23 protein-coding genes are annotated in these 20,693 nt (G+C 33.5%); 18 read left to right on the top strand and 5 right to left on the bottom strand.

What is annotated here, in order from left to right; all coding sequences use genetic code 11:
- Positions 1–7: 7 nt before the first annotated feature.
- From EG814_RS16240 to EG814_RS16250, 3 genes are all read left to right on the top strand, one after another.
- Positions 8–655: a DUF1349 domain-containing protein gene (locus tag EG814_RS16240; protein WP_125722950.1), complete on the top strand. Its 648-nt coding sequence runs from the start codon at positions 8–10 to the stop codon at positions 653–655.
- Between the two features lie 138 nt (positions 656–793).
- Positions 794–1,921: an acyltransferase family protein gene (locus tag EG814_RS16245; RefSeq protein ID WP_125722951.1), complete on the top strand. Its 1,128-nt coding sequence runs from the start codon at positions 794–796 to the stop codon at positions 1,919–1,921.
- 113 nt (positions 1,922–2,034) lie between these two features.
- Complete coding sequence (locus tag EG814_RS16250) at positions 2,035–2,547, top strand: hypothetical protein (RefSeq protein ID WP_125722952.1); 513 nt, start codon at positions 2,035–2,037, stop codon at positions 2,545–2,547.
- Positions 2,548–2,630: 83 nt separating this feature from the next.
- Here EG814_RS16250 and EG814_RS16255 read toward each other — a convergent pair whose 3' ends face one another.
- Together EG814_RS16255 and EG814_RS16260 are read right to left on the bottom strand one after the other, a co-directional pair.
- The gene (locus EG814_RS16255) at positions 2,631–3,737 is read right to left on the bottom strand and encodes an NADH:flavin oxidoreductase (RefSeq protein ID WP_125722953.1); all 1,107 of its coding nucleotides are present in this window, start codon (positions 3,735–3,737) and stop codon (positions 2,631–2,633) included.
- A 7-nt stretch (positions 3,738–3,744) separates the two neighbouring features.
- A complete protein-coding gene (locus tag EG814_RS16260) occupies positions 3,745–4,047 on the bottom strand; it encodes an ArsR/SmtB family transcription factor (RefSeq protein ID WP_125722954.1) in 303 nt (100 codons plus the stop codon).
- Positions 4,048–4,346: 299 nt separating this feature from the next.
- Here EG814_RS16260 and EG814_RS16265 point away from each other — a divergent pair, with 299 nt between their 5' ends.
- Positions 4,347–4,835, top strand: coding sequence for a TlpA family protein disulfide reductase (locus EG814_RS16265; protein WP_125722955.1), 489 nt, complete (start codon positions 4,347–4,349; stop codon positions 4,833–4,835).
- 242 nt (positions 4,836–5,077) lie between these two features.
- Here the strand turns inward: EG814_RS16265 and EG814_RS16270 are convergent, their stop codons facing one another.
- Positions 5,078–5,458, bottom strand: coding sequence for a hypothetical protein (locus EG814_RS16270; RefSeq protein ID WP_125722956.1), 381 nt, complete (start codon positions 5,456–5,458; stop codon positions 5,078–5,080).
- A 210-nt stretch (positions 5,459–5,668) separates the two neighbouring features.
- On the opposite strand from EG814_RS16270, the gene galA reads away from it, so the two are divergent.
- The 4 genes from galA to EG814_RS16290 all read left to right on the top strand — a co-directional run bounded on the left by galA (position 5,669) and on the right by EG814_RS16290 (position 11,711).
- Positions 5,669–8,491, top strand: a complete 2,823-nt coding sequence (gene galA / locus EG814_RS16275; RefSeq protein WP_125722957.1) for a beta-galactosidase GalA — start codon at positions 5,669–5,671, stop codon at positions 8,489–8,491.
- A gap of 294 nt (positions 8,492–8,785) precedes the next feature.
- The gene (locus EG814_RS16280) at positions 8,786–9,655 is read left to right on the top strand and encodes a helix-turn-helix domain-containing protein (RefSeq protein WP_125722958.1); all 870 of its coding nucleotides are present in this window, start codon (positions 8,786–8,788) and stop codon (positions 9,653–9,655) included.
- A gap of 306 nt (positions 9,656–9,961) precedes the next feature.
- Positions 9,962–10,360: a cupin domain-containing protein gene (locus EG814_RS16285; RefSeq protein ID WP_125722959.1), complete on the top strand. Its 399-nt coding sequence runs from the start codon at positions 9,962–9,964 to the stop codon at positions 10,358–10,360.
- A gap of 298 nt (positions 10,361–10,658) precedes the next feature.
- Positions 10,659–11,711 carry an NAD(P)-dependent alcohol dehydrogenase gene (locus tag EG814_RS16290; RefSeq protein ID WP_125722960.1) on the top strand — a complete coding sequence of 351 codons (1,053 nt, stop codon included), beginning with the start codon at positions 10,659–10,661 and terminating at the stop codon, positions 11,709–11,711.
- A gap of 211 nt (positions 11,712–11,922) precedes the next feature.
- On the opposite strand, the gene EG814_RS16295 is transcribed toward EG814_RS16290, so the two are convergent.
- Positions 11,923–12,510 (bottom strand): DUF4142 domain-containing protein, encoded by a 588-nt coding sequence (locus tag EG814_RS16295; RefSeq protein ID WP_125722961.1) that lies wholly within the window; start codon positions 12,508–12,510, stop codon positions 11,923–11,925.
- A 146-nt stretch (positions 12,511–12,656) separates the two neighbouring features.
- Here EG814_RS16295 and EG814_RS16300 point away from each other — a divergent pair, with 146 nt between their 5' ends.
- The 7 genes from EG814_RS16300 (at position 12,657) to EG814_RS16330 (ending at position 16,727) form a co-directional block, all read left to right on the top strand.
- Positions 12,657–13,025: a DUF6864 domain-containing function gene (locus EG814_RS16300; protein WP_125722962.1), complete on the top strand. Its 369-nt coding sequence runs from the start codon at positions 12,657–12,659 to the stop codon at positions 13,023–13,025.
- Entirely contained in the window at positions 13,018–13,344 is a 327-nt protein-coding gene (locus EG814_RS16305) for a hypothetical protein (RefSeq protein WP_125722963.1), read from the top strand. Before EG814_RS16300 ends, EG814_RS16305 begins: the two co-directional genes overlap by 8 nt.
- 156 nt (positions 13,345–13,500) lie before the next feature.
- Positions 13,501–14,160, top strand: coding sequence for a hypothetical protein (locus tag EG814_RS16310; protein ID WP_125722964.1), 660 nt, complete (start codon positions 13,501–13,503; stop codon positions 14,158–14,160).
- Between the two features lie 211 nt (positions 14,161–14,371).
- On the top strand, positions 14,372–14,611 hold the full coding sequence (locus EG814_RS16315; protein ID WP_125722965.1) for a DUF7218 family protein: 240 nt from the start codon (positions 14,372–14,374) through the stop codon (positions 14,609–14,611).
- Between the two features lie 42 nt (positions 14,612–14,653).
- A complete protein-coding gene (locus EG814_RS16320; protein ID WP_125722966.1) occupies positions 14,654–15,748 on the top strand; it encodes a DNA topoisomerase IB in 1,095 nt (364 codons plus the stop codon).
- Between the two features lie 80 nt (positions 15,749–15,828).
- The gene (locus EG814_RS16325; RefSeq protein WP_012026284.1) at positions 15,829–15,990 is read left to right on the top strand and encodes a DUF1328 domain-containing protein; all 162 of its coding nucleotides are present in this window, start codon (positions 15,829–15,831) and stop codon (positions 15,988–15,990) included.
- A gap of 86 nt (positions 15,991–16,076) precedes the next feature.
- Entirely contained in the window at positions 16,077–16,727 is a 651-nt protein-coding gene (locus EG814_RS16330; protein ID WP_235830990.1) for a DUF5661 family protein, read from the top strand.
- A 72-nt stretch (positions 16,728–16,799) separates the two neighbouring features.
- Here the strand turns inward: EG814_RS16330 and EG814_RS16335 are convergent, their stop codons facing one another.
- Positions 16,800–17,342 carry a hypothetical protein gene (locus tag EG814_RS16335; protein ID WP_125722967.1) on the bottom strand — a complete coding sequence of 181 codons (543 nt, stop codon included), beginning with the start codon at positions 17,340–17,342 and terminating at the stop codon, positions 16,800–16,802.
- A 189-nt stretch (positions 17,343–17,531) separates the two neighbouring features.
- On the opposite strand from EG814_RS16335, the gene EG814_RS16340 reads away from it, so the two are divergent.
- The 3 genes from EG814_RS16340 (at position 17,532) to EG814_RS16350 (ending at position 19,616) form a co-directional block, all read left to right on the top strand.
- On the top strand, positions 17,532–18,104 hold the full coding sequence (locus EG814_RS16340; RefSeq protein WP_125722968.1) for a YciE/YciF ferroxidase family protein: 573 nt from the start codon (positions 17,532–17,534) through the stop codon (positions 18,102–18,104).
- A 70-nt stretch (positions 18,105–18,174) separates the two neighbouring features.
- On the top strand, positions 18,175–18,906 hold the full coding sequence (locus EG814_RS16345) for a DNA-formamidopyrimidine glycosylase family protein (RefSeq protein WP_125722969.1): 732 nt from the start codon (positions 18,175–18,177) through the stop codon (positions 18,904–18,906).
- Positions 18,903–19,616 carry a DUF72 domain-containing protein gene (locus EG814_RS16350; protein ID WP_125722970.1) on the top strand — a complete coding sequence of 238 codons (714 nt, stop codon included), beginning with the start codon at positions 18,903–18,905 and terminating at the stop codon, positions 19,614–19,616. The genes EG814_RS16345 and EG814_RS16350 overlap by 4 nt, the downstream gene beginning before the upstream one ends.
- The last annotated feature ends 1,077 nt before the right edge of the window (positions 19,617–20,693 follow it).

Genomic DNA, 20,693 nt, shown 5'->3' on the forward strand with positions numbered 1-20,693 from the left:
TATTTTTATGAAAAGAATATTATATTTTGTTGGAGTTTTGTTTATTGTACAAAACCTTTCTGCACAAAGCTTAAATAAAATGCAATGGTTTAATGAACCTGAAAAATGGGAAATTAAAAACAATGCATTAATAATGAATGTTACAGCAAACAGTGACTATTGGAGAATTTCGCATTACGGATTTACAGTAGACGATGCTCCGTTTTACTACGCCAATTATGGAGGCGAATTTGAAGCAAAAGTAAAATTGACAGGAAACTACATCGCACGTTTTGACCAAATGGGATTAATGATCCGTATTGACGAAAAGAATTATATTAAAACCGGAGTAGAGTTTGTGGACGGAAAATTTAACGTTAGCACCGTTGTAACACACGATAAAAGCGATTGGAGCGTAACAACTTTAGAAAAGGTGCCTCCTTTTATTTGGATTAAAGCCGTAAGAAGATTAGATGCCGTTGAAATATTCTACTCTTTTGATGACAAAAATTACATCATGACTAGAAATGCACCTTTGCAAGACAATACGCCAGTTATGGTAGGTTTAATGGCTGCTTCGCCTGACGGCAAAGGCTTTGAAGCGAAATTCGAAAATTTCTCTGTAAAACATTTACCAGATCAGAGAAGAACAGAATGGCTGAAGAATCATCAGTAGATTTAAGTAGTTAATTATGAATTATGAGTTATGAATTAAAAATTTAATTGTTCTACAACTCTTAATGCGTACTTCAAAGTGATAACCTATAATTCGTAATTAATAATTCATAACTCATAATTCATAATTCAAAACCAAATGAATATTAAACCAAAAAAGCATTACGAAATCCTTGATGGATTGCGAGGTGTTGCAGCTATTTTAGTTGTTGCCTTTCATATTTTTGAAGCTTTTGCAGGCGGAAACCGTTTTGTGCAAATTATCAATCACGGATACCTTGCGGTTGACTTCTTTTTCCTTTTGTCTGGATTTGTTGTGGCGTATGCCTACGACGATCGTTGGGGAAAAATGGGGCAATGGGAGTTTTACAAACGCCGATTAATCCGCCTTCAGCCCATGGTAATTATGGGAATGATTATTGGCGCTATATTTTATTATTTTCAAGCTTCAGATATTTTGTTTCCAATGATTGCAGGAATGGAAGTCTGGAAAGTTATTTTGACCATGGTAATTGGTTTTACATTATTGCCAATTCCGCCTTCTTTAGAAATTAGAGGTTGGGGAGAAATGCATCCTTTAAATGGGCCGGCGTGGTCGCTTTTCTTCGAATATATTGCAAACATCTTGTACGCCTTAATCTTTCGTAAATTTTCGAATAAAGTACTATCAATTTTTGTACTGATATTTGCTGGACTGTTAATTAATTACACGGTTTTTGGACCAAAAGGAGACGTAATTGGCGGGTGGTCATTAAATTTAGAACAATTGAATGTTGGGTTTACTCGTCTATTGTATCCGTTTTTTGCTGGAGTATTATTATGCCGTTTAGGAAAATTAATTCATATAAAAGGTGCTTTCTGGATTTGCAGCATTTTAATAACAATTGTTTTAGCGGTGCCAAGATTTGGAGACGAAAACAGTCTTTGGATGAACGGATTATACGAATCAATTGCTATTATTTTTATTTTTCCTCTTATTGTCGCAATTGGAGCAGGAGGAGAGATTAAAAATGAATTTTCGCTTAAAATATGTAAACTTCTAGGAGATATTTCATATCCAATTTACATTACCCATTATCCATTAATTTATTGGTTTACAGCTTGGGTAGTAGACAATAAAGTAACTATGGCAAATGGATTTTTAGAAGGAATCGGAGTTTTGATTGTAAGCATCGTACTCGCTTTTGTGTGCTTAAAATTATACGACGAACCAGTTAGAAACTGGCTTGTAAAAAAGTTTCAAAATAAAAAGACCGTAGCGGTATAAAGATTTTTTTTAGAGTTTGTAATTTTTGTTAGTTACAAATGTTAAAAGGGATGAAATGCTTTAATTTCATCCCTTTTTTGATTTAAATTTATGCAGTTTTTAAAAGTGATAAAATGTCTCCAATAGAAGAAACCCATAATATGCCGATTTATCAAAAGGCAGAACAAATTTTTCAGCTTACACAAGGACTTATTCAGATTGTCCCAGAAGAAGATCAATTTTTGCAGGAAACAGTTGTAAAATTCATGTCAGAAAATGCAATGTTAATTCCGGTTAAAATTGCAGGAGCAGAAGGAGCAGATTTGTACGATTTAAGAATGGAAAGTGCCGCAATAATTCGAAAAGCTGCCAGAGAATTATACGTTCAAGCGGGAAGTCTTCGTTTTGCAGAAGGAATTAGAGATAAAGATTATATTGAATTACTGCGAAATACTATTGAGGAATTTCGTCTTTTATTTGTAGACTGGGTAGCAAGTTTCGATCAATGGAACTATATTAAAGACAACTGGGGATTGTTTAATCCACCTGGAGTAAGTGCACATGACAAAGACCCTGATCAGGATATTCCTTTTGATCCAAATGCCTTTTTTGAATTTGGCGGTGATGACGATGATGATTTTGAATAAATTTAATAAAAGGTTCAAAGTTGCAAAGGGACAAAGGAACAGCGGTTTTTCTCTGCTTCTTTGTCCCTTTGTCCCTTTGTTACTTACTCTAAAACCAACTGTCCTAAAGCTTCTTTGCTGAAACCTTTCAATTCATCTGTTTTTCCCGCTTTAATTTTAGCCACCCAATTAGGATCGGATAAAAGCGGCCTTCCAACAGCAACCAAATCAAAATCGCCTCTATCGAAACGTCTGTTTAATTCTTCTAATGAAGTTGGCTGCGAACTTTCTCCTGCAAATGCGCCGAAGAAATCTCCAGAAAGACCAACAGAACCAACGGTAATGGTTGGAGCTCCAGTCACTTTTTTAGCCCATCCTGCAAAGTTCAAATCAGAATCTTCAAATTCTGGTTCCCAGAAACGACGTTGCGAAGCGTGAATAATGTCAACTCCAGCATCTACAAGTGGTGTAAGCCAAGCTTCTAGTTCCTGTGGATTTTTAGCCAATTTATAATTGTAATCAGAAGGTTTGAATTGAGAAAAACGCATAATTACGGCAAAGTCATTTCCGACTTGTTTTCTCACTTCTTTGATAACTTCAATAGCAAAACGATTACGCTCAGGTAATGTTTTTCCGCCATAAATATCTTCACGAAGATTTGTTTCAGCTCTAAAAAACTGATCGATTAAATAACCGTGCGCGCCGTGAATTTCGATAGTATCAAAACCTAATCTTTTAGCATCAGCCGCAGCTTTACCAAAAGCCAGAATAGTATCTTCGATATCTTTTTCGGTCATAGCAACACCATTTCTAAAATCAGGACGGTTTAATCCAGACGGTCCTTCAAACGGAACTGGCGGAACCCATCCAGAATGGTGATTGTCCATAATTCCCATATGCCAAATCTGCGGTCCCATTTTTCCGCCCGCAGCGTGAACTTCGTCAATAACTTTTTTCCATCCGTTTAATGCTAGTTCTCCATGGAAATGCGGAACATTAGCATCGTTAGAAGAAGATTTTCTGTCAATTACAGTTCCTTCAGATAAAATTAAACCAACTTCACCTTCAGCTCTTTTTTGGTAGTAGGCTGCTACTTCGTCGGTTGGAACTCCGTTTGGAGAAAAAGAGCGCGTCATTGGCGCCATTACAATTCGGTTTTTCAGATTTAACGATTTTAAGTTAAATGCAGAAAAGAGGTTGTTTGTACTCATAGTAATTTTACAAATTAGATTGAATTAATTTACTAAGTGCTTCAAAGGCACCTTCGTTACGTTTATAATAAGTCCATTGTCCAACACGTTTAGCTTCAATAAAGCCAGCGCGCTGTAAAATAGACAGGTATTCGGATACTGTCGATTGCGTTAAACCAGCTTTGGCCTGAATCTGCCCAACGCAGACTCCATGCTCAAATCCGGCATGTTCAAGCTGCCCTGGAAAGTTAATTTCAGGTTCTTTTAACCATTCCAGCATTTGTAATCTGGATTTGTTCGAAAGTGCTTTAAAAATTTCTATCTTTTCCATGGCGCAAATATATCGACTTTTCCCGATATACCAATTTCCCGATATGCTTTTGTGATAATTTTATGATTGTGACAGATTAGTTAGAATAAAAAACAAAGAAATTTTATATTTGCTATTAGAATCTCGCAAAGTCGCAAAGAGAATTAAACCATATATGTCATATAAGATAATTTAAGTTTTGCCTAAAATGAACTTATATGACTTATATGGTTAAGAGAAAAAACTTTGCGTCTCTGCTCCCGAAGCCTCGGGATTGCGAGATTAAAAAAAAACGCCCCAAACAATAACACAATCAAACTATGAAAAAAATCTACTTAGCATTAACTTTTACATTCTTTAATTTATTAATAAGCAATGCCCAAGTCGTAGGAACTGACATTGGCGATATTGCTCCAGAAATCGATCTTCCAGACACAAAAGGAGAGAAGATTGCGCTTTCTTCTTTAAGAGGCTCTTTGGTTTTAGTTGACTTTTGGGCTTCTTGGTGCGGACCTTGTATAAAAGAACAGCCGTTATTGCTAAAATTGCACAATGCTTATCCAGATAAATTATCGATTTATGGTGTTTCTATGGATACAAAAAAGCCATTATGGGCAGGAGCCATCGCAAAAGGAAAATTACCGTGGACAAACGTCAGCGATTTGAAATACTTGACTTCGCCAGTTGTTGGAGATTATATGTTGCAATCTATTCCGTTAAACTTTCTAGTAGATAAAAACGGAATCATTATAGCGAAAAATATTCACGGACAAGCTTTAGAGGAGAAAATCAACAGCTTATTGCAATAATTAATTAAACCATATAAGTGATATAAGTTCATTTTAGAAAAACTTAAATGTCTTATATCACTTATATGGTTTTTAAAAAAGAACTTTGCGCCTTCGCGACTTTGCGAGATTTTTTATTTAACCCTTGCGAACTTAGCGTAAAACCTTGCGTTCATTGCGATTAAAAAAAATCCAATCGAAACCACAGCTTCAATTGGAATTTGGTCCCGAAGCTTCGGGATTAATCTTGGATTTTCTTGTTTCTAAGACTCCTTAATAACTTTTTTTACACCTCCAAAACTCGTTTTCAGCATTTCTCTAATCTGAAACTGCGTTTTGGTTCCTGAAGCATTTTTCCAATCTTTGAGATCAAAAATATGAATCTGATCTGCGTAAGGATTCGTAAGAAATGAAATTCTCGAAATGGTATATTTATAATATTTCAGTTCATGAGAAACATGTCGATTTGGAACAACAATAAGTATGTTTTCCCAATTCAAAAAGTCTTTCGGAACGTCTTTTCTTTCTAATAATCCTAAAGATTCAAAAAAAGCGCTAATCTTCTGATCATTAAGCTTGCTAATCTTCTGATCGAGGTTTTTAAAAGTGCTGTGGAGCCTATTTTCATTACTAATAGTACTCATATGGTAATTGCTTTTTATGATTTTACTATAAAATTACATCAAAAGAAAATCATTTTTAAATCTAAAGCCATTAGATTCATTCTAAATTTTGAAACCCCCTCTAGAAGCATTTGTTATGAATGAGTTATCATATTTTGATAAAATACTATTAATGTTTGTTCTCCAAAAGCCTTATTTTTATCGCTATCTGATTTTACTAACAAACCAACTATGAAAACCACTCTTACTAAAAAAACAATTCTTTACTTTTTACTCTTTTGCTCTTTCCATTTACTAGCTCAAAATAAGTCGGGGAGAGAACTTATATTAATGGATAAAGACTGGAAGTTTTCATTTGGCCATTTATATGATACTAAAAAAGATTTTAACCATGCAGAAGGCTATTTTTCATATCTAACCAAAACCGGATTTGGCGACGGGCCAGCTGCAAAAGATTTTGACGATCGCGCTTGGAGAAAATTAGATTTGCCGCACGATTGGGTGGTTGAACAATCTTTTAGCGAAAGCGCCAGTTTTAGCCACGGATTTAAAGCAGCGGGTAAAAACTATCCCGAAAAAAGCATTGGCTGGTACAGAAAAAAAATAACGATTCCGAATGAAGATTTGGGGCGCATTATTTCATTAAAATTTGACGGCGTTTTCAGAAATTCAAAAGTGTTTTTTAACGGATTTTATTTGGGAACGCATGAAAGCGGTTACAACGGATTTGAATACGATGTAACGGCTTATGTCAATTACGGAGGCGAAAATACGATTGTTGTCCGTGCAGACGCTTCAATGGAAGAAGGCTGGTTTTATGAAGGAGCAGGGATTTACAGACATGTTTATTTGCAGAAAACAAATCCGTTGCATGTGGCGCAAAACGGGACTTATGTAACTTCAGAAATCAATAAAGATAATGCTTTAATTACCGCAGAAATAAAACTCGAAAATAAAGGCTATTTTAAAGGAAATGTTGAAATAAAACAAACCATTTTAGACGCTTCAGGAAAACAAGTTGCAACTGTTTCTGAAAGTATTTTGGTTCCTGAATTTTATAAAACAAATACATATTCATCAAAGTTAAATGTCAAAAGGCCGCTTTTGTGGGATATTGATTCGCCTAATTTATATCAGTTAATTACTGAAATAAAAAGTGACGGAAAAGTTATTGATCAATACAAAACTTCTTTCGGAATCAGAACCATAAAGTTTGATCCTGAAAATGGGTTTTTCTTGAATGGAAAAGCATTAAAATTAAAAGGAACTAATAATCATCAGGATCATGCTGGAATTGGAACCGCTTTGCCAGACGAACTTCAATATTATAGAATTAAAAAGCTGAAAGAAATGGGTTCGAATGCGTATCGTTGTTCGCATCATCCGCCGACACCTGAACTTTTAGAAGCTTGTGATAAACTAGGAATGTTGGTTATTGATGAAACCCGTTTGATGGGAATTAACGATTATCATTTGAATGATTTACAACGAATGATGGAGCGCGACCGTAATCATCCGAGTATTTTCTGCTGGTCGGTTGGTAACGAAGAATGGCAGATTGAAGGCGGAATTACTGGCGAAAGAATTACCAATATCATGCAGGATTTCGCTAAAAGCATTGATCCGACAAGACCAGTTACAGTAGGAATTAGCAGCGGATTTAAAAGCGGGATTTCTTCTGTAGTCGAAATTATGGGTTATAATTATTTAGGAAACGGAGATATCGATGCGCATAGAAATCAGTTTAAGAATCAGCCAGGAATGGGAACGGAAGAAGGCTCAACGTTTGCAACACGTGGCATTTATTTTACCGATGATGCCAAGCATTATCAAAGCGCTTATGATAAAAAACCACGCCCAACATTTTATAGTATAGAAGAAGGCTGGAAATTCTACGCCGAAAGACCATATTTAGCAGGAATGTTTATTTGGACAGGTTTTGATTATCGTGGCGAACCAACTCCGTACGGATGGCCGTCTGTAACTTCGTATTTCGGAATGATGGATGTTTGCGGTTTTCCTAAAGACAATGTTTTTTATCTGAAATCGTGGTGGGGAAAAGAGCCTGTTTTGCACTTATTGCCGCATTGGAATTGGAGCGGAATGGAAGGCAAAGAAATTGATGTTTGGGCATATTCGAATTGCGATGAAGTAGAACTTTTTCTCAATAAAAAGAGTTTGGGAAAAAAGAAAATGCAATTGAACGGACATTTAGAATGGAAAGTAAATTATGCTCCAGGAACTTTAGAAGCTGTTGGCTATAAAAACGGTAAAAAAGTATTGACTGAGATTCAGAAAACTACTGGAAAAGCAGAAAATATTAAATTATCTATAGATAAAGAAAATGTTTTAAAAGGAAAGGTCTCTGTTTTAACGGTTGAAACTATTGATAGAAATGGCTTGCATGTTCCGACAGCCAATGATGAAATTACATTTTCTATAAAAGGAGGAAAGATTTTAGGAGTAGGAAACGGCGACCCAACTTCACTAGAAAGCGATCAGTTTATTGATGACATTGCTCTAGTTGCTATAAATAATTTTAAAGAACAAAAAGGAACAAATACTTCTTTGCCTCCGCAATTGCCGAATTATTCTGAAAGCGAATGGACAGAAGCTTTTAAAGATCGTGATTATAGAAAACAAGCGCCATCGTATGTGTATAAAGGTGAATTTGATTTGAAGAATAATTCGAATTCTAATATTGTGAGTTTCTTTTATAAAAAAATAGGAGTAGAGACAATCATTTTTGTTAACGGAAATAAAGTAGAACCAAGTAAAGAAGATGCTCAAAAAAATATTCTGAATGCATCAATTTTAAAGCAAGGAAAAAATACAATTCATATCGCGGCAACACCATTACAAAAAATAAAAGATTGGGATGTATTGAATACAGATCCAGGAATTATTCAGGTAATAACGCCCGCAGAATCATGGAAAAGAAAACTTTTTAATGGTTACGCACAAATCATCATTCAAAAAGATGAAAACGCAAAAGAAATTGTTTTAAGCGCTTCCGCGAAAGGTTTAAAAAGCACTTCAATTGTAGTGAAGTAGATTTTTTAACCGGCAAGGAACGCTAAGGTTTTTCGCAAAGCACGCTATTTTTTTTAATCTCGCAAAGTCGCAAAGTAAATTAAACCATATAAATAACATAAGAATTATTTAAGTCTAGCTTAAAATGAACTTATATGACTTATATGGTTAAGAAAAAACTTTGCGTCTTTGCGACTTTGCGAGCATTTTTCTCTCCAAAATAAAAAACCTAAAGTCCTTTGCAGTTAAAACCTCAAACATGAAACTTTAAACCTGAAACAAAAAAACATTATTTGATTTTCATAACTTTGCAAAATGAATAATCAGACAGAAACACAGAATTGCGATTTTACTTCAGATTTAAAAATGAAGGGTTTTAAAGTTTATCCTATAAATGGAGATTTCAGTAAAGTTCCCGTTTACAGCCGAAGAGACTTTTATAAAATCTGCATTAATACCAGCAAAAGCATCATACAATATGCTGACCGCGGAATAGAAACCGACGGAACGATTCTGTTTTTTGGAAATCCGATTATTCCATATTCATGGGAAACGGTTTCTGAGAAATATGAAGGTTATGCTTGTGTTTTTACGGAAGAGTTTTTTAAAACTAAAGACCGATCAGAAACACTTCACGAATCGCCTTTGTTTAAAATTGGAGGAACACCTATATTTACTTTAAATGCTGAACAAAAGGTGTTTATCGATTCTTTATTCCAGAAAATGATCGAAGAATACGAAACGGATTATGCGTTTAAAGACGATTTGATGCGCAGTTACGTCAATTTGATTATTCATGAATCGATGAAAATGCAGCCTTCAGAAAATTTCTTTAAACATAAAAATGCTTCTTCAAGAATTACTTCTTTGTTCTTAGAATTATTAGAAAGACAATTTCCGATAGAAACTAAAGATCAGCCTTTAGCGCTAAAGACTCCGCAAGATTATGCGCAAAGTCTTTCTGTGCACGTCAATCATTTAAATCGTTCTGTAAAAGAAGTTACAGGAAAACCAACCACGGCTCATATTACAGAAAGAGTCATCAATGAAGCAAAAGCTTTATTGCAGCATACCGATTGGAGTATTTCTGACATTGGCTATTCGCTTGGATTTGAATATCCAAGTTATTTTAATAATTACTTTAAAAGGCTTACAGGAACGGTTCCGAAATCACTTCGAATGTAAATTGTTTCAAATTCTTAATTTTTTGTTTGAATATTGTTATTTCAGCATTGTAGTATTGTGCTACATTTGCCCTGAAATAACAACGAATCTTTGTATCAGTTTTTGAATGACTAAATAAACACTTCATAAAGCGGCGTCAGCTTTACCGTTTAGTTTTAAATTTTGATTACAGCCTAACATATACAGTTTTAACGCATTAATGAAATCAAATTCTCATTCGAAAAGAGATTCGATACGTTGGTTATTTTACTGAAAAGTTTATCAATAAAATTCAAACAAATTATTAACCCGAAAAACAACGAAATTATGTCGACACAATTCACAGCCGTAACAGAAGAAGGTAAAGTTCCAAACACTTATATGACAGGTGAGGTGTCATATAAAAAACAAACCAGCGAAATTCATCCAGAAAACACCATCGTCAAAGACGTTTCTTTTGAACCTTGTGCAAGAAGCAATTGGCACAGTAATGCAAGTCTCCAGCTCATTATTGTAACGCAAGGAGAAGGCTATTACCAAGAAAGAGGCGGAAAAATTAATCTATTGCAAAAAGGGCAGGTATTAACGATTTTACCAGGTATTGAGCATTGGTACGGAGCTACGCCAGAAAGTTCGTATTCGCACATCACAATCGTAACAGAAATTGACAAAGGTTCTGGAACTTGGATGGAAAAAGTTACAGACGAAGAGTATTTTTCTTTTTAAGGTACTAAGGTACTGAGGTTCTAAGTTGCTAAGGTTTTTTTTGCTACTAAGGCGAGAAGACGCGAAGTTTTTTTAACTTTATTAAGTTGTAATCATTTGGCAGTTAGAATTTTATGATTTTAATAAGTTTTTAAAAGTAAAATCTGCATGAAACTCTACGTCTCGTAAAACTTGAAACCTGAAACTTGAAACCTGAAACTTGAAACCTGAAACTTGAAACTTGAAACCTGAAACTTGAAACCTGAAACTTGAAACCTGAAACCTGAAACCTGAAACAAAAAAACAAACTATAAAAATTATGGAAACAAAAAACATTAAAGCCTTTGGTACAGAAGCTGCTGAAGCACCATTAAAAACATTAGGCATTAAACGTAGAGAAGTTCTGGCACATGATGTCGAAATCGAGATTTTATACTGCGGAATCTGCCATTCTGATTTGCATTCGGCTCGAAACGAATGGCATGGTACTATTTATCCGATTGTTCCGGGGCACGAAATTGTAGGACGTATTACAAAAGTTGGAGAACATGTAAAAGGCTTTAAAGTTGGCGATTTGGCTGGAGTGGGCTGTATGGTAGATTCTTGCAGAGAATGCGAACATTGTAAAAATGATTTAGAGCAATTCTGCGATGAAGGAAACATTCAGACATTCAATTCACCAGACAAACATTTAGGCGGACAAACTTTTGGAGGTTATTCTGAAAGTATTACGGTTGATGAAAGCTTTGTTCTTCATATTTCAGACAAGTTAGAACTTTCTGCGGTTGCGCCTTTATTATGCGCCGGAATTACAACTTATTCTCCATTAAAACACTGGAAAGTTGGTCCTGGCCAAAAAGTTGGAATCGTAGGGATTGGCGGACTGGGACATATGGGAATTAAAATTGCGAAAGCAATGGGCGCACATGTAGTAGTTTTTACCACTTCGTTATCTAAAACAGAAGACGCAAAACGTCTAGGCGCAGATGAGGTTGTATTGTCTACAGACGAAGCTCAAATGGCAGAACACGCCAGAAGTTTAAACTTTATTTTAGACTGTGTTTCTGCTGAACATAATATCGATTCATACCTAAATTTATTAAAAGTAGACGGAACTCTTACTTTGGTTGGCGCTCCAATGGATCCGCTTCCTGTAACTTCTTTCAGTTTGATTTTAGGCAGAAGAAGCTTCTCTGGTTCATTAATTGGAGGAATCGCAGAAACTCAAGAAATGCTTGATTTTTGTGCAGAACACAACATCACATCAGATGTAGAAGTAATCGGCGTTAACGATGTAAACAATGCCTACGAAAGATTATTAAAAGGAGATGTGAAATATCGATTTGTGATTGATATGGCTTCGCTTAAATAAGCTTCTAAGATTCTGAGCTACTAAGCTGCTAAGTTTTTCCTTAGTAGCTTAGAACCTTAGCGCCTCAGTAGCTTAAAAAAAAAACAAAACCCCCCAAGCAATTCAACTCTTGAGGGGTTTATAGCAAAGATTTGAGGCTCTTAAATACTCAATAGATCTTAGAGCCTTATAATCTTGCTCTAAAAATAAATAATAACCAATTAAATTTATTTTACTTTTTGTCTAGGTTTTGTTTCAGCATTTTAGCGTGTTCCAAATGCGCTGTTAAACCTGCAATATTGTTAGAAGCCCAAGTTCTTACTTCCTGATCGTTAGCATCTTTTGCTGCTTTTTCTAATTTTTTGATCGCTTTTTCGTGACCATCGATCATCATGTCAGCAAATTTTTTGTCAAAATCAACACCAGATTTCTCGTTTAATTTATTGTATTCCTCTTGTCCTTCTTCCGTTAGAGAAGTTGGCAGAGTAAAGTTTTTTGCTTTTGCTAAAGCACTAACTTCAGAAGCCGATTTAGTGTGCTCGTCAACAAGCATTTTACCAAATTTTTTCACTTCAGCGTTGGTACTTTTTGTTTGAGCCAGCTTACCAATTTCGATTTCAGCTAAATTGATTTCAGCTTGATCTACTAAAAATTCAGAATCATCTTCTTTACTGTCAATAGAATCGAATTTTGCTTCATTTGCATCTTCTGCAACTTCTTTAGGATCTTCTTGTTTAGTCTCATTTTTACAAGATTGAAGAGATAAAATAATAAGTCCTGCTCCTAAAATGGCTTGTCCAGCTAATAATAACTTTTTCATGATTTTAATAGTTTAAATGTTATGATGTAAAATTATTGAGAACCTCTAAGAAAAAATTACACGATTTTTACGGATTGTTATAGGATTTGAAGTTTGAATTATTATATATTAGCCAAAAATGAATATTTATTAAAAATAAAAATGCGATGAATATAGAAAGTTATATTGATGATTTAAAGATCATTTTCTACGGGAAAGCTCATTTAAAATTAGATCAAATTTTAAAAATTAAACTTCCGGCACCAGATCCAGGTGAAATAGAAATGGTTTTTAAAAATGATTCTAAAACAAACAGTAATGTAACATGGCAAATAGAGGAAAAATTATTAAAAATTAATTTCTTCAATTATGTAACTGATCCTGGCGGCGGAGTACTTCAGCCTTGGAAGATAGGAAGCTATAATGGAAGAGAATTTTATATTACGGTATATGTTACTCGAGTAAGCGATTTTAAAAATGAATTTGCAGTAGTTGATTATATTTTTTATTCAGGAAAGGAGGTCGCAAATGAATAATATAGATATTCAGTCTCCTCCTAGTAATGACAGAAAAAAAACTAACCTTAAACCTGAAAGCTCGCCAGATTTACATGGTAGTATAACTAATACTATTGGAACTGGTGAGGTGGCAAAGGACTCAATAATTTATTTAGTTATTAAATGGAGCTTTATTTCTGGAAGCTTTATAACATTTTTATTAGCATTAAATAATTGGTGTTTTCGAGAAAATGAAAAAGTTCCAGAGCTAACCAGCGATATTAAAGCTACTTGGGGTATAATTATACCAATTATTACATTAGCATTGGGTTATGCATTTGGGAAATCGAAGAAATGATTTTATATTTTATAAATGAAAAAGACTTTATAAGCTAGAATGAAAAAAACATAATATTTTTATAAATTGTTTTTCATCTTAGATCGATAAATCGTAAAAGATTTCAATGATCAAAAGTAAATCTTAAATATTCTATAACTCTAAATATTTACTTTAATGAATTTTTTTGACAAATTTTTTGATTTTGTTTTTGATGAAAGAAAAAAAATTTCATCAAAAGCGGCAATTATAACATTAGTTATTTTTGGAATTTTTCTAATAAATAATCTTTTGGGAGTTTCTCAAAATTATATTGTAAATAATAAAATTGAGCAAATAGAAAAATTAAATATAATAATTTCTAATCCAGTATCAGATAGTATAACTATTAAATCTGCTCAAAAAATCAGGCAAGAAATTTTATCTAGAAAAACTATTTTTGAGCATTCGATTGATTATTTTGATGAATTGTCATTCAATAAAAAAATAGTTCAAAATAACACTAAAAAAAGCCATCAATCTTTAAACGATCAAACTACACCAAACAGTTTTTGGTTTTATTTTACATCATCAGGAATATATTATATTCTTGGGGTTATAATGATATTTTTAATGTTTCTTATTGATAAAGTGTCGACAATTTCTCAAAGAATAGCCGTAACACTAATTTTAGTAAGTACTTTTTGGGGAATAGGGCAATTGTTTTACTGGATTTGCAGTTTAATTCCAATGATATTGACTAACTCATGGGGGATTAATTATTTTTTTAATTTAATGATCCAAATTGGTAGCATATTATTATTTATTTGGATAAATAATAAAGTGCAAAAATTGTGACCAATTGTGTATTTCACAAATCCCAACTCTAAAAATAGTTGGGATTTTTTTTTGCTTCATACATTCCACAACTTCATTTTACATTTCCCCTTTCACAATTCCCATCCCACAAATTTGAAAATTCAAACCAAAATTCTATAACAGAATCGCCTTACTTTTTAGTGAACTTTGACTTATCAGATTTTTACAAATAATCTAAAAAAATAATGTCATGCCAGATCCAAGAATTAAGAATGAAGAGCAGTATGAAGCATTGGTAAAAAAAGGATACAGCAAAGAAAAATCGGCTCGTATTGCCAACACGCCAGATGCAGGAAAGAAAGGTGGAAAAGCAAAGCCTTATGACGAATGGACGAAAGAAGAACTCCAAAAACAAGCCAGTAAAGTAGGCATAAAAGGAAGATCTTATATGAATAAGAAAGACTTGATCGAGTCTTTAAGAAATAATTAAAACAAACAGCAAAACTATTTCTGTGATAAAAATTTAAATACCATGAATGCGGCGAGAAAAGAAAATTTGATGAATCAGCTAATTAAAGCGCCACAGCTAGTAATTGAAAAACTAGACTTAGAATATATTAATGATCATCAATTGACAATTGTACGCTGTCGCGAAGGAGAAAATTTCGTTTATAAAAAAAACGGAAGAAATGTGAAAAGCAAACATGAGATTAAACGCATTAATAGTTTAGTGCTTCCGCCAGCTTGGGAAAACGTTCGTATTACAGCTATTACAAACGGACACTTGCAAGCTGTGGGAACAGATCTTAAAAACAGGAAACAATATCGTTATCATCCGAAATGGAATTTGATTCGTAATCAAACCAAGTTTTATAAAATCGCCGAATTTGGAGCTAAACTTCCATCAATAAGAAAACAAGTTGATTTGGATTTGGAGCAAAAAGAATGGTCTAAAGAAAAAGTAACGGCTTTGGTTATTCGGTTAATGGAAGAAACGCATATTCGAATCGGAAATGAAAAATATGCCAAAGACAACAAATCGTACGGACTTTCGACTTTAAGAAAACGCCATATTAATATCAATAGAAATTCGCTTCGATTTGAATTTATTGGAAAAAAAGGAAAACAGCATACTATTACCACTCGAAACAAAAAATTGATCAAATTGGTAAGCCGCTGTGAAGAGATTCCAGGTTATGAGGTTTTTAAATATTACGATAAAAACGGTGAAAGAAAGGTTTTGGACAGTCATGCTGTAAATGAATATCTGCATGCAATTTCGGGCGAATATTTCAGCGCTAAAGATTTTAGAACTTGGGCCGCATCGATTATTTTCTTTGAAAGTTTAATGGAAATTGGTGTCTCTTCTAATGAAAAAGAGATTAAAAATAACATTATAACAGCTTTTGACTTAACCGCTGAAGCACTCGGAAATACGAGAAAAGTCTGCAAAGATTATTACGTTCATCCGCTTTTAATTTCGACTTATGAAGATGGTTCTATCCAGAAATATTTCGATTCGGTTAAAAAAAGCCGAAGCAATAAAAAGTATTTTACAAGAACAGAAACCGCATTTTCAGAACTGATTAAAAATTATGAAGTCAATTTTGAGCAAGAATGCGCCTAGATATAAGAGTTGAGCATCTCTCCAAAAGCTTTAAATGTTTGAATGCAAACAAAATCATTATTAACTAAAAAACTATTATTATGTTACGTTGGACAGTCACTTTTATTATTCTAGCCATAGTGGCCGGAATATTTGGTTTCGGTGGAATTGCCGCTGGAGCTGCTAGTATCGCTAAAATTTTATTCTTTATATTTTTAGTTCTTTTCGTTATTTCTTTAATCAGCGGAAGATCAAGAGTATAAGAAAGGTAGAAGATTTACAAGACATTTAAAACGGCACATTCTTTAATAATGTGTCGTTTTTGTGATTTTAATAAATAAAAAAAGAAATGATGGGAAAACAAAGTGGGGCTTATCAGGATGTTTATATTAAGAGAGAGGATGCAATGGTAAGTTTAAAAAAGGACGTTACAGATTTTTGTGAAAAATACATAAAACCTGTTCATCCTGAAAATTGGGACTGGTCGGTTCGTGATTTTGAAAATCCTAATAATGACCCAACACCGGCAGAAGCTCGAGCTATTGCAAATGTTGTATTTAAAGATTTAAGTGATTCAAAACACACAGATGTCGATCTTTCTACAATGAATAATGTCTATGCAATTAAGGCATACTTGGATCCGAAAAGTAAGCATGAAGCTTTTAATATGGAAGAGTTTGCTTTTGCTTTAAAAGTAGAATTGGAACACGGCAGAATAAAAGAGGTGAATGTGACCAATAATCATCCGTTTTTGACTGCTATGATTGCGCTTGCACACATGACAGAAAGTTTGACTTACTATAAAAGACTGCAAGTAATGGAAGCTGAGGGCGAAATATATGAAATACTTCGAAAAATAGAAGCCTCATCTGAAGGAAAAGAAGAATGGTATAAAGAGCTTGGAAAAGCCGAACAAGAACTCAACGATGCCAGATCGGGATTAGCAGAACGCCTGGCACGTATGGACGATATTCCAGTATTGAAAATTATTGGAGATTAAGTAGTTAGATTTTAAACTCAAAAAACCGTCCCGATACATCGGGACGGTTTTTTCTTTTTCTTTAAAAGGAGATTAGAATCGGCGAGGGTCATTTTCTGGATATTCTTCGGGATCGTTATCTTCCTGAACATCATCTTCAATATAATCATTATCCTCTTCATCTATATCTTCATCTATATCTTCTTCAATATAATCATCATCATCATCATCATCTTCGTCTTCATCATCAATGTCTTCTAAGGCATCTTCTGTTTCGTTAAAATCATATTCATCTTCCTTAAGATCTGAAGGATTATCAAATTCGTCATTCTCTTCCATATAATCTTCATCTTCCAGTTCAACCTCATAAATATCATCGTTGTTATCTTCTAGGTCTCTATCAGTATGAAAATCATCATTTAAATCTTCTAAATCATCATCGCTCAAAAATTCGTCTGGATTTGGTCCATCCGGATTGTGTCCATTTCGCACCATATAACCGCGCTCTGCAATTTCACTAGCATTGTTATCAGGCTGTTTAATATCTGCATCAAGATCTTTACTTAAGTTTCGGTCGTTTGAGAAATGATTTTTTAAATCTCCATTAATGCTGTTTTTTTTATCTATAGTATTCATGACATCTAGTTTTTGTGATTAATATATAACAAAGCTAATAGGAAGATAAACGAATTGCTTATAAAATTTTAAAGTCTAATTGTATAATTAACAGATGTTTAGAATGGAATTTTAAGTTGAAATTTTATAAGCTGATAGGAACTACAGGTAGTAATTTTATCTCATATTAATCACATAAAATTATTACCCATGAAAACTACAGATAGTAAAAAAACAGCTACTGCAAAAGAAACCACACCAAGAGGAGTCACTAAGCCAAAATCGAATGCTGCTTCAGGGCTGAACGAATTATTTGAAGACGGACTAAAAGATATTTACTGGGCAGAGAAAGCTTTGACTAAAGCTTTGCCTGTAATGGTTAAAAATGCTTCTTCTGTTGAATTGAAAGATGCAATTGACAATCATTTGACAGAAACTGAAGAGCAGATAAACCGTTTGGAAGAAGTATTTAAAATTATTGGTAAGAAAGCAACAGCAAAAAAATGCGATGCTATGGAAGGTTTAATTGAAGAAGCAAAAGGGATGCTGGAAGAAACTGAATTAGGAGTTGTTCGCGATGCTGGAATTATAGCTGCAAGTCAGAAAATTGAGCATTACGAAATTGCTACTTACGGTACTTTAAGACAATTTGCAGAAACTTTAGGTCTTCCAGAAGTTGCCACATTATTAGAGCAAACACTCGATGAAGAGAAAGGCGCAGATAAAATACTGACAGAAGTTGCTGTAAATGCAGTAAATCTTGAAGCTTCAGAAATAGAATAGATTATTCTGAAAGAAAATAAAAGTGCAGTCTTTGGACTGCGCTTTTTTAGTTTTTTTAACATTTGAATATATGCCCGAAGGTCCATCTATAGTAATCTTAAAAGAAGAAGTGCATCAATTTGCAGGACAGAAAATAATTTCTGTATCTGGCAATACTTCTATTGATATTTCTCGTCTAGAAAATGAAACAATTCTTGCTTTTAAAACTTGGGGAAAACATTTTTTAATCTGTTTTGATTCTTTTACAGTAAAAATTCACATGCTCATGTTTGGAACTTACCTAATTAATGAGCGTAAAGCTGCCAAACCAAGATTAAGTCTGGTTTTTAAAAAAGGAGAACTTAATTTCTACACCTGTTTGGTCAAAATTCTAGAAGGCGATATCAATTCTTATTACGATTGGACTGTTGATGTTATGAACGAAAATTGGGACCCGAAAAAGGCTCAGATGAGTATGGAAAAACTGCCCGAAAAAATGATCTGTGATGTAATTCTCGATCAGGATATTTTTTCTGGAGTAGGCAATATCATAAAAAATGAAGTTTTGTATCGGTGTTATGTTCATCCAGAATCAATTGTAGAAAAAATTCCACTTGATGTAAAAAGTCAGATAATTGCCGAATGCTCGACGTATAGTTTTGAATTTTTATACTGGAAAAAAAAGTTTGAACTCAAAAAGCATTGGCAAGCCTATGCTCAAAAGACTTGTTTAAGATGCAATATTCCGTTTGAGAAGAAAAAGACTGGAGCCGGAAAACGCAGAAGCTTTTTCTGCACTAACTGCCAACAATTATATAAATGAAAAATCAAGTAGCTATAGGGTGTTCAAGCTTTTACAACAGTTTTTGGAAAAATGTTTTTTATCCTCGAAACCTTCCTTCAAAAAAATGGTTTGAGTTTTATTGCCATCATTTTAACACGTATGAGTTCAATGGTAGTTTTTATAAATTTCCAACTGTTCGCATTTTCCAAAATTGGTACAATAAAACGCCAGAATCTTTTTTGTTTTCGATAAAAGTGCCAAAGGAAATTACACATGTCAAAAAATTGATAGACTGCGAAAGCCGTTTAAATGAATTTTATTCTGTTTGTAAAGAGGGAATGCAAGAAAAGCTTGCCGCAATTTTATTTCAATTTCCGCCAAGTTATGCTTTTAGTAGACAAAAATTGGATGCAATTATCGGTATTCTAAACTATAATTTTAAAAACGTGATAGAGTTTCGCCACGAAAGCTGGTGGAATGATGAGGTTTTTTCTCTATTTAAAGAAAATAATATTACGTTTTGTAGCGTGAGTTATCCCAATCTTCCTCAAACTATTTTTAAAGATTTTCCACTTCTATACATGCGTTTTCACGGAATTCCTAGATTGTTTCATTCGAGTTATTCTACAGAAGAATTACAGCATGTACACCAACAGATCAATTCCCAAAAAGGATTTATCTATTTTAATAATACTGCGAGTGAAGCAGGAATTTTGAATGCTTTAGAATTGAAAAGAATGTCTGTTTAGTTTAGTTTTAACGCAAAGTGCGCTAAGATTTTTTTATTTTGATTCTCAATGAAGGCGTTTAAAAGTTCGCAAAGCTTTGCCAATAATTTTTTCCCGCAGATTTTGCAGATTTTTGGGATTTTTGACATGTTTAAAAGATCGATGCAATGCAGATTTTTAATCCTTTTAATTTTTCTAATCTGTGGCAAAAAAATAACGCAAAGTGCGCTAAGACTTTTTTTATTTTGAAGAATTAATACTGGTGTTTTAAAGTTCGCAAAGCTTTGCCAGTAATTTTTTCTCGCAGATTTAGCAGATTTAGCGGATTTTTGATTCGTTCAAAAGATTGATGCAGATTTTTAATCCTTTTATTTTTTATAATCTGTGGCAAAAAAATAACGCAAAGTGCGCTAAGACTTTTTTTATTTTGAAGAATTAATGCAGGTGTTTTAAAGGTCGCAAAACTTTGCCAGTAATTTTTTCTCGCAGATCAAGCAGATTTAGCGGATTTTTGATTCGTTCAAAATATCGATGCAATTTTTAATCCTTTTAATTTTTTTAATCTGTGGCAAAAAATAACGCAAAGTGCGATAAGATTTTTTTATTTTGATTGCTTAATGCAGGTGTTTTAAAGTTCGCAAAGCTTTGTCAATAATTTTTTCTCGCAGATTTTACAGATCGAGGGGATTTTTGATACGTTCAAAAGATCTATGCAGATTTTTAATCCTATTAATCTTTTAATCTGTGGCATAAAATAAACGCAGAGTAAAGAAATTTTTTTCCCGCAGATTTAGCAGATCAAGCAGATCTTGTTGCAGTTAAAAAATTTTGCAGATTAAAAATCTGCAAAAATCTTCACAGCTTAATAAAAATCTGCTAAATCTGCTAAATCTGCTAAATCTGCGGGAAACAAAATTATACGCAATACTTTAATATAAAAAATAACCGCAAAGAGAGCAGGAAATTCTTTACGAAAACCTTTGCGCTCTCCTATGTTTGTAATGTTGTTTTATAAGTTTTTACAATTTGTAAATTTACAGTATTAAAGTGAAAAGGGATGAGAGTACATTCGCGTCTAAATAGTTCAAAGAAACATAT

This window comes from Flavobacterium ustbae (assembly GCF_003946915.1).
GTDB lineage: Bacteria > Bacteroidota > Bacteroidia > Flavobacteriales > Flavobacteriaceae > Flavobacterium > Flavobacterium ustbae.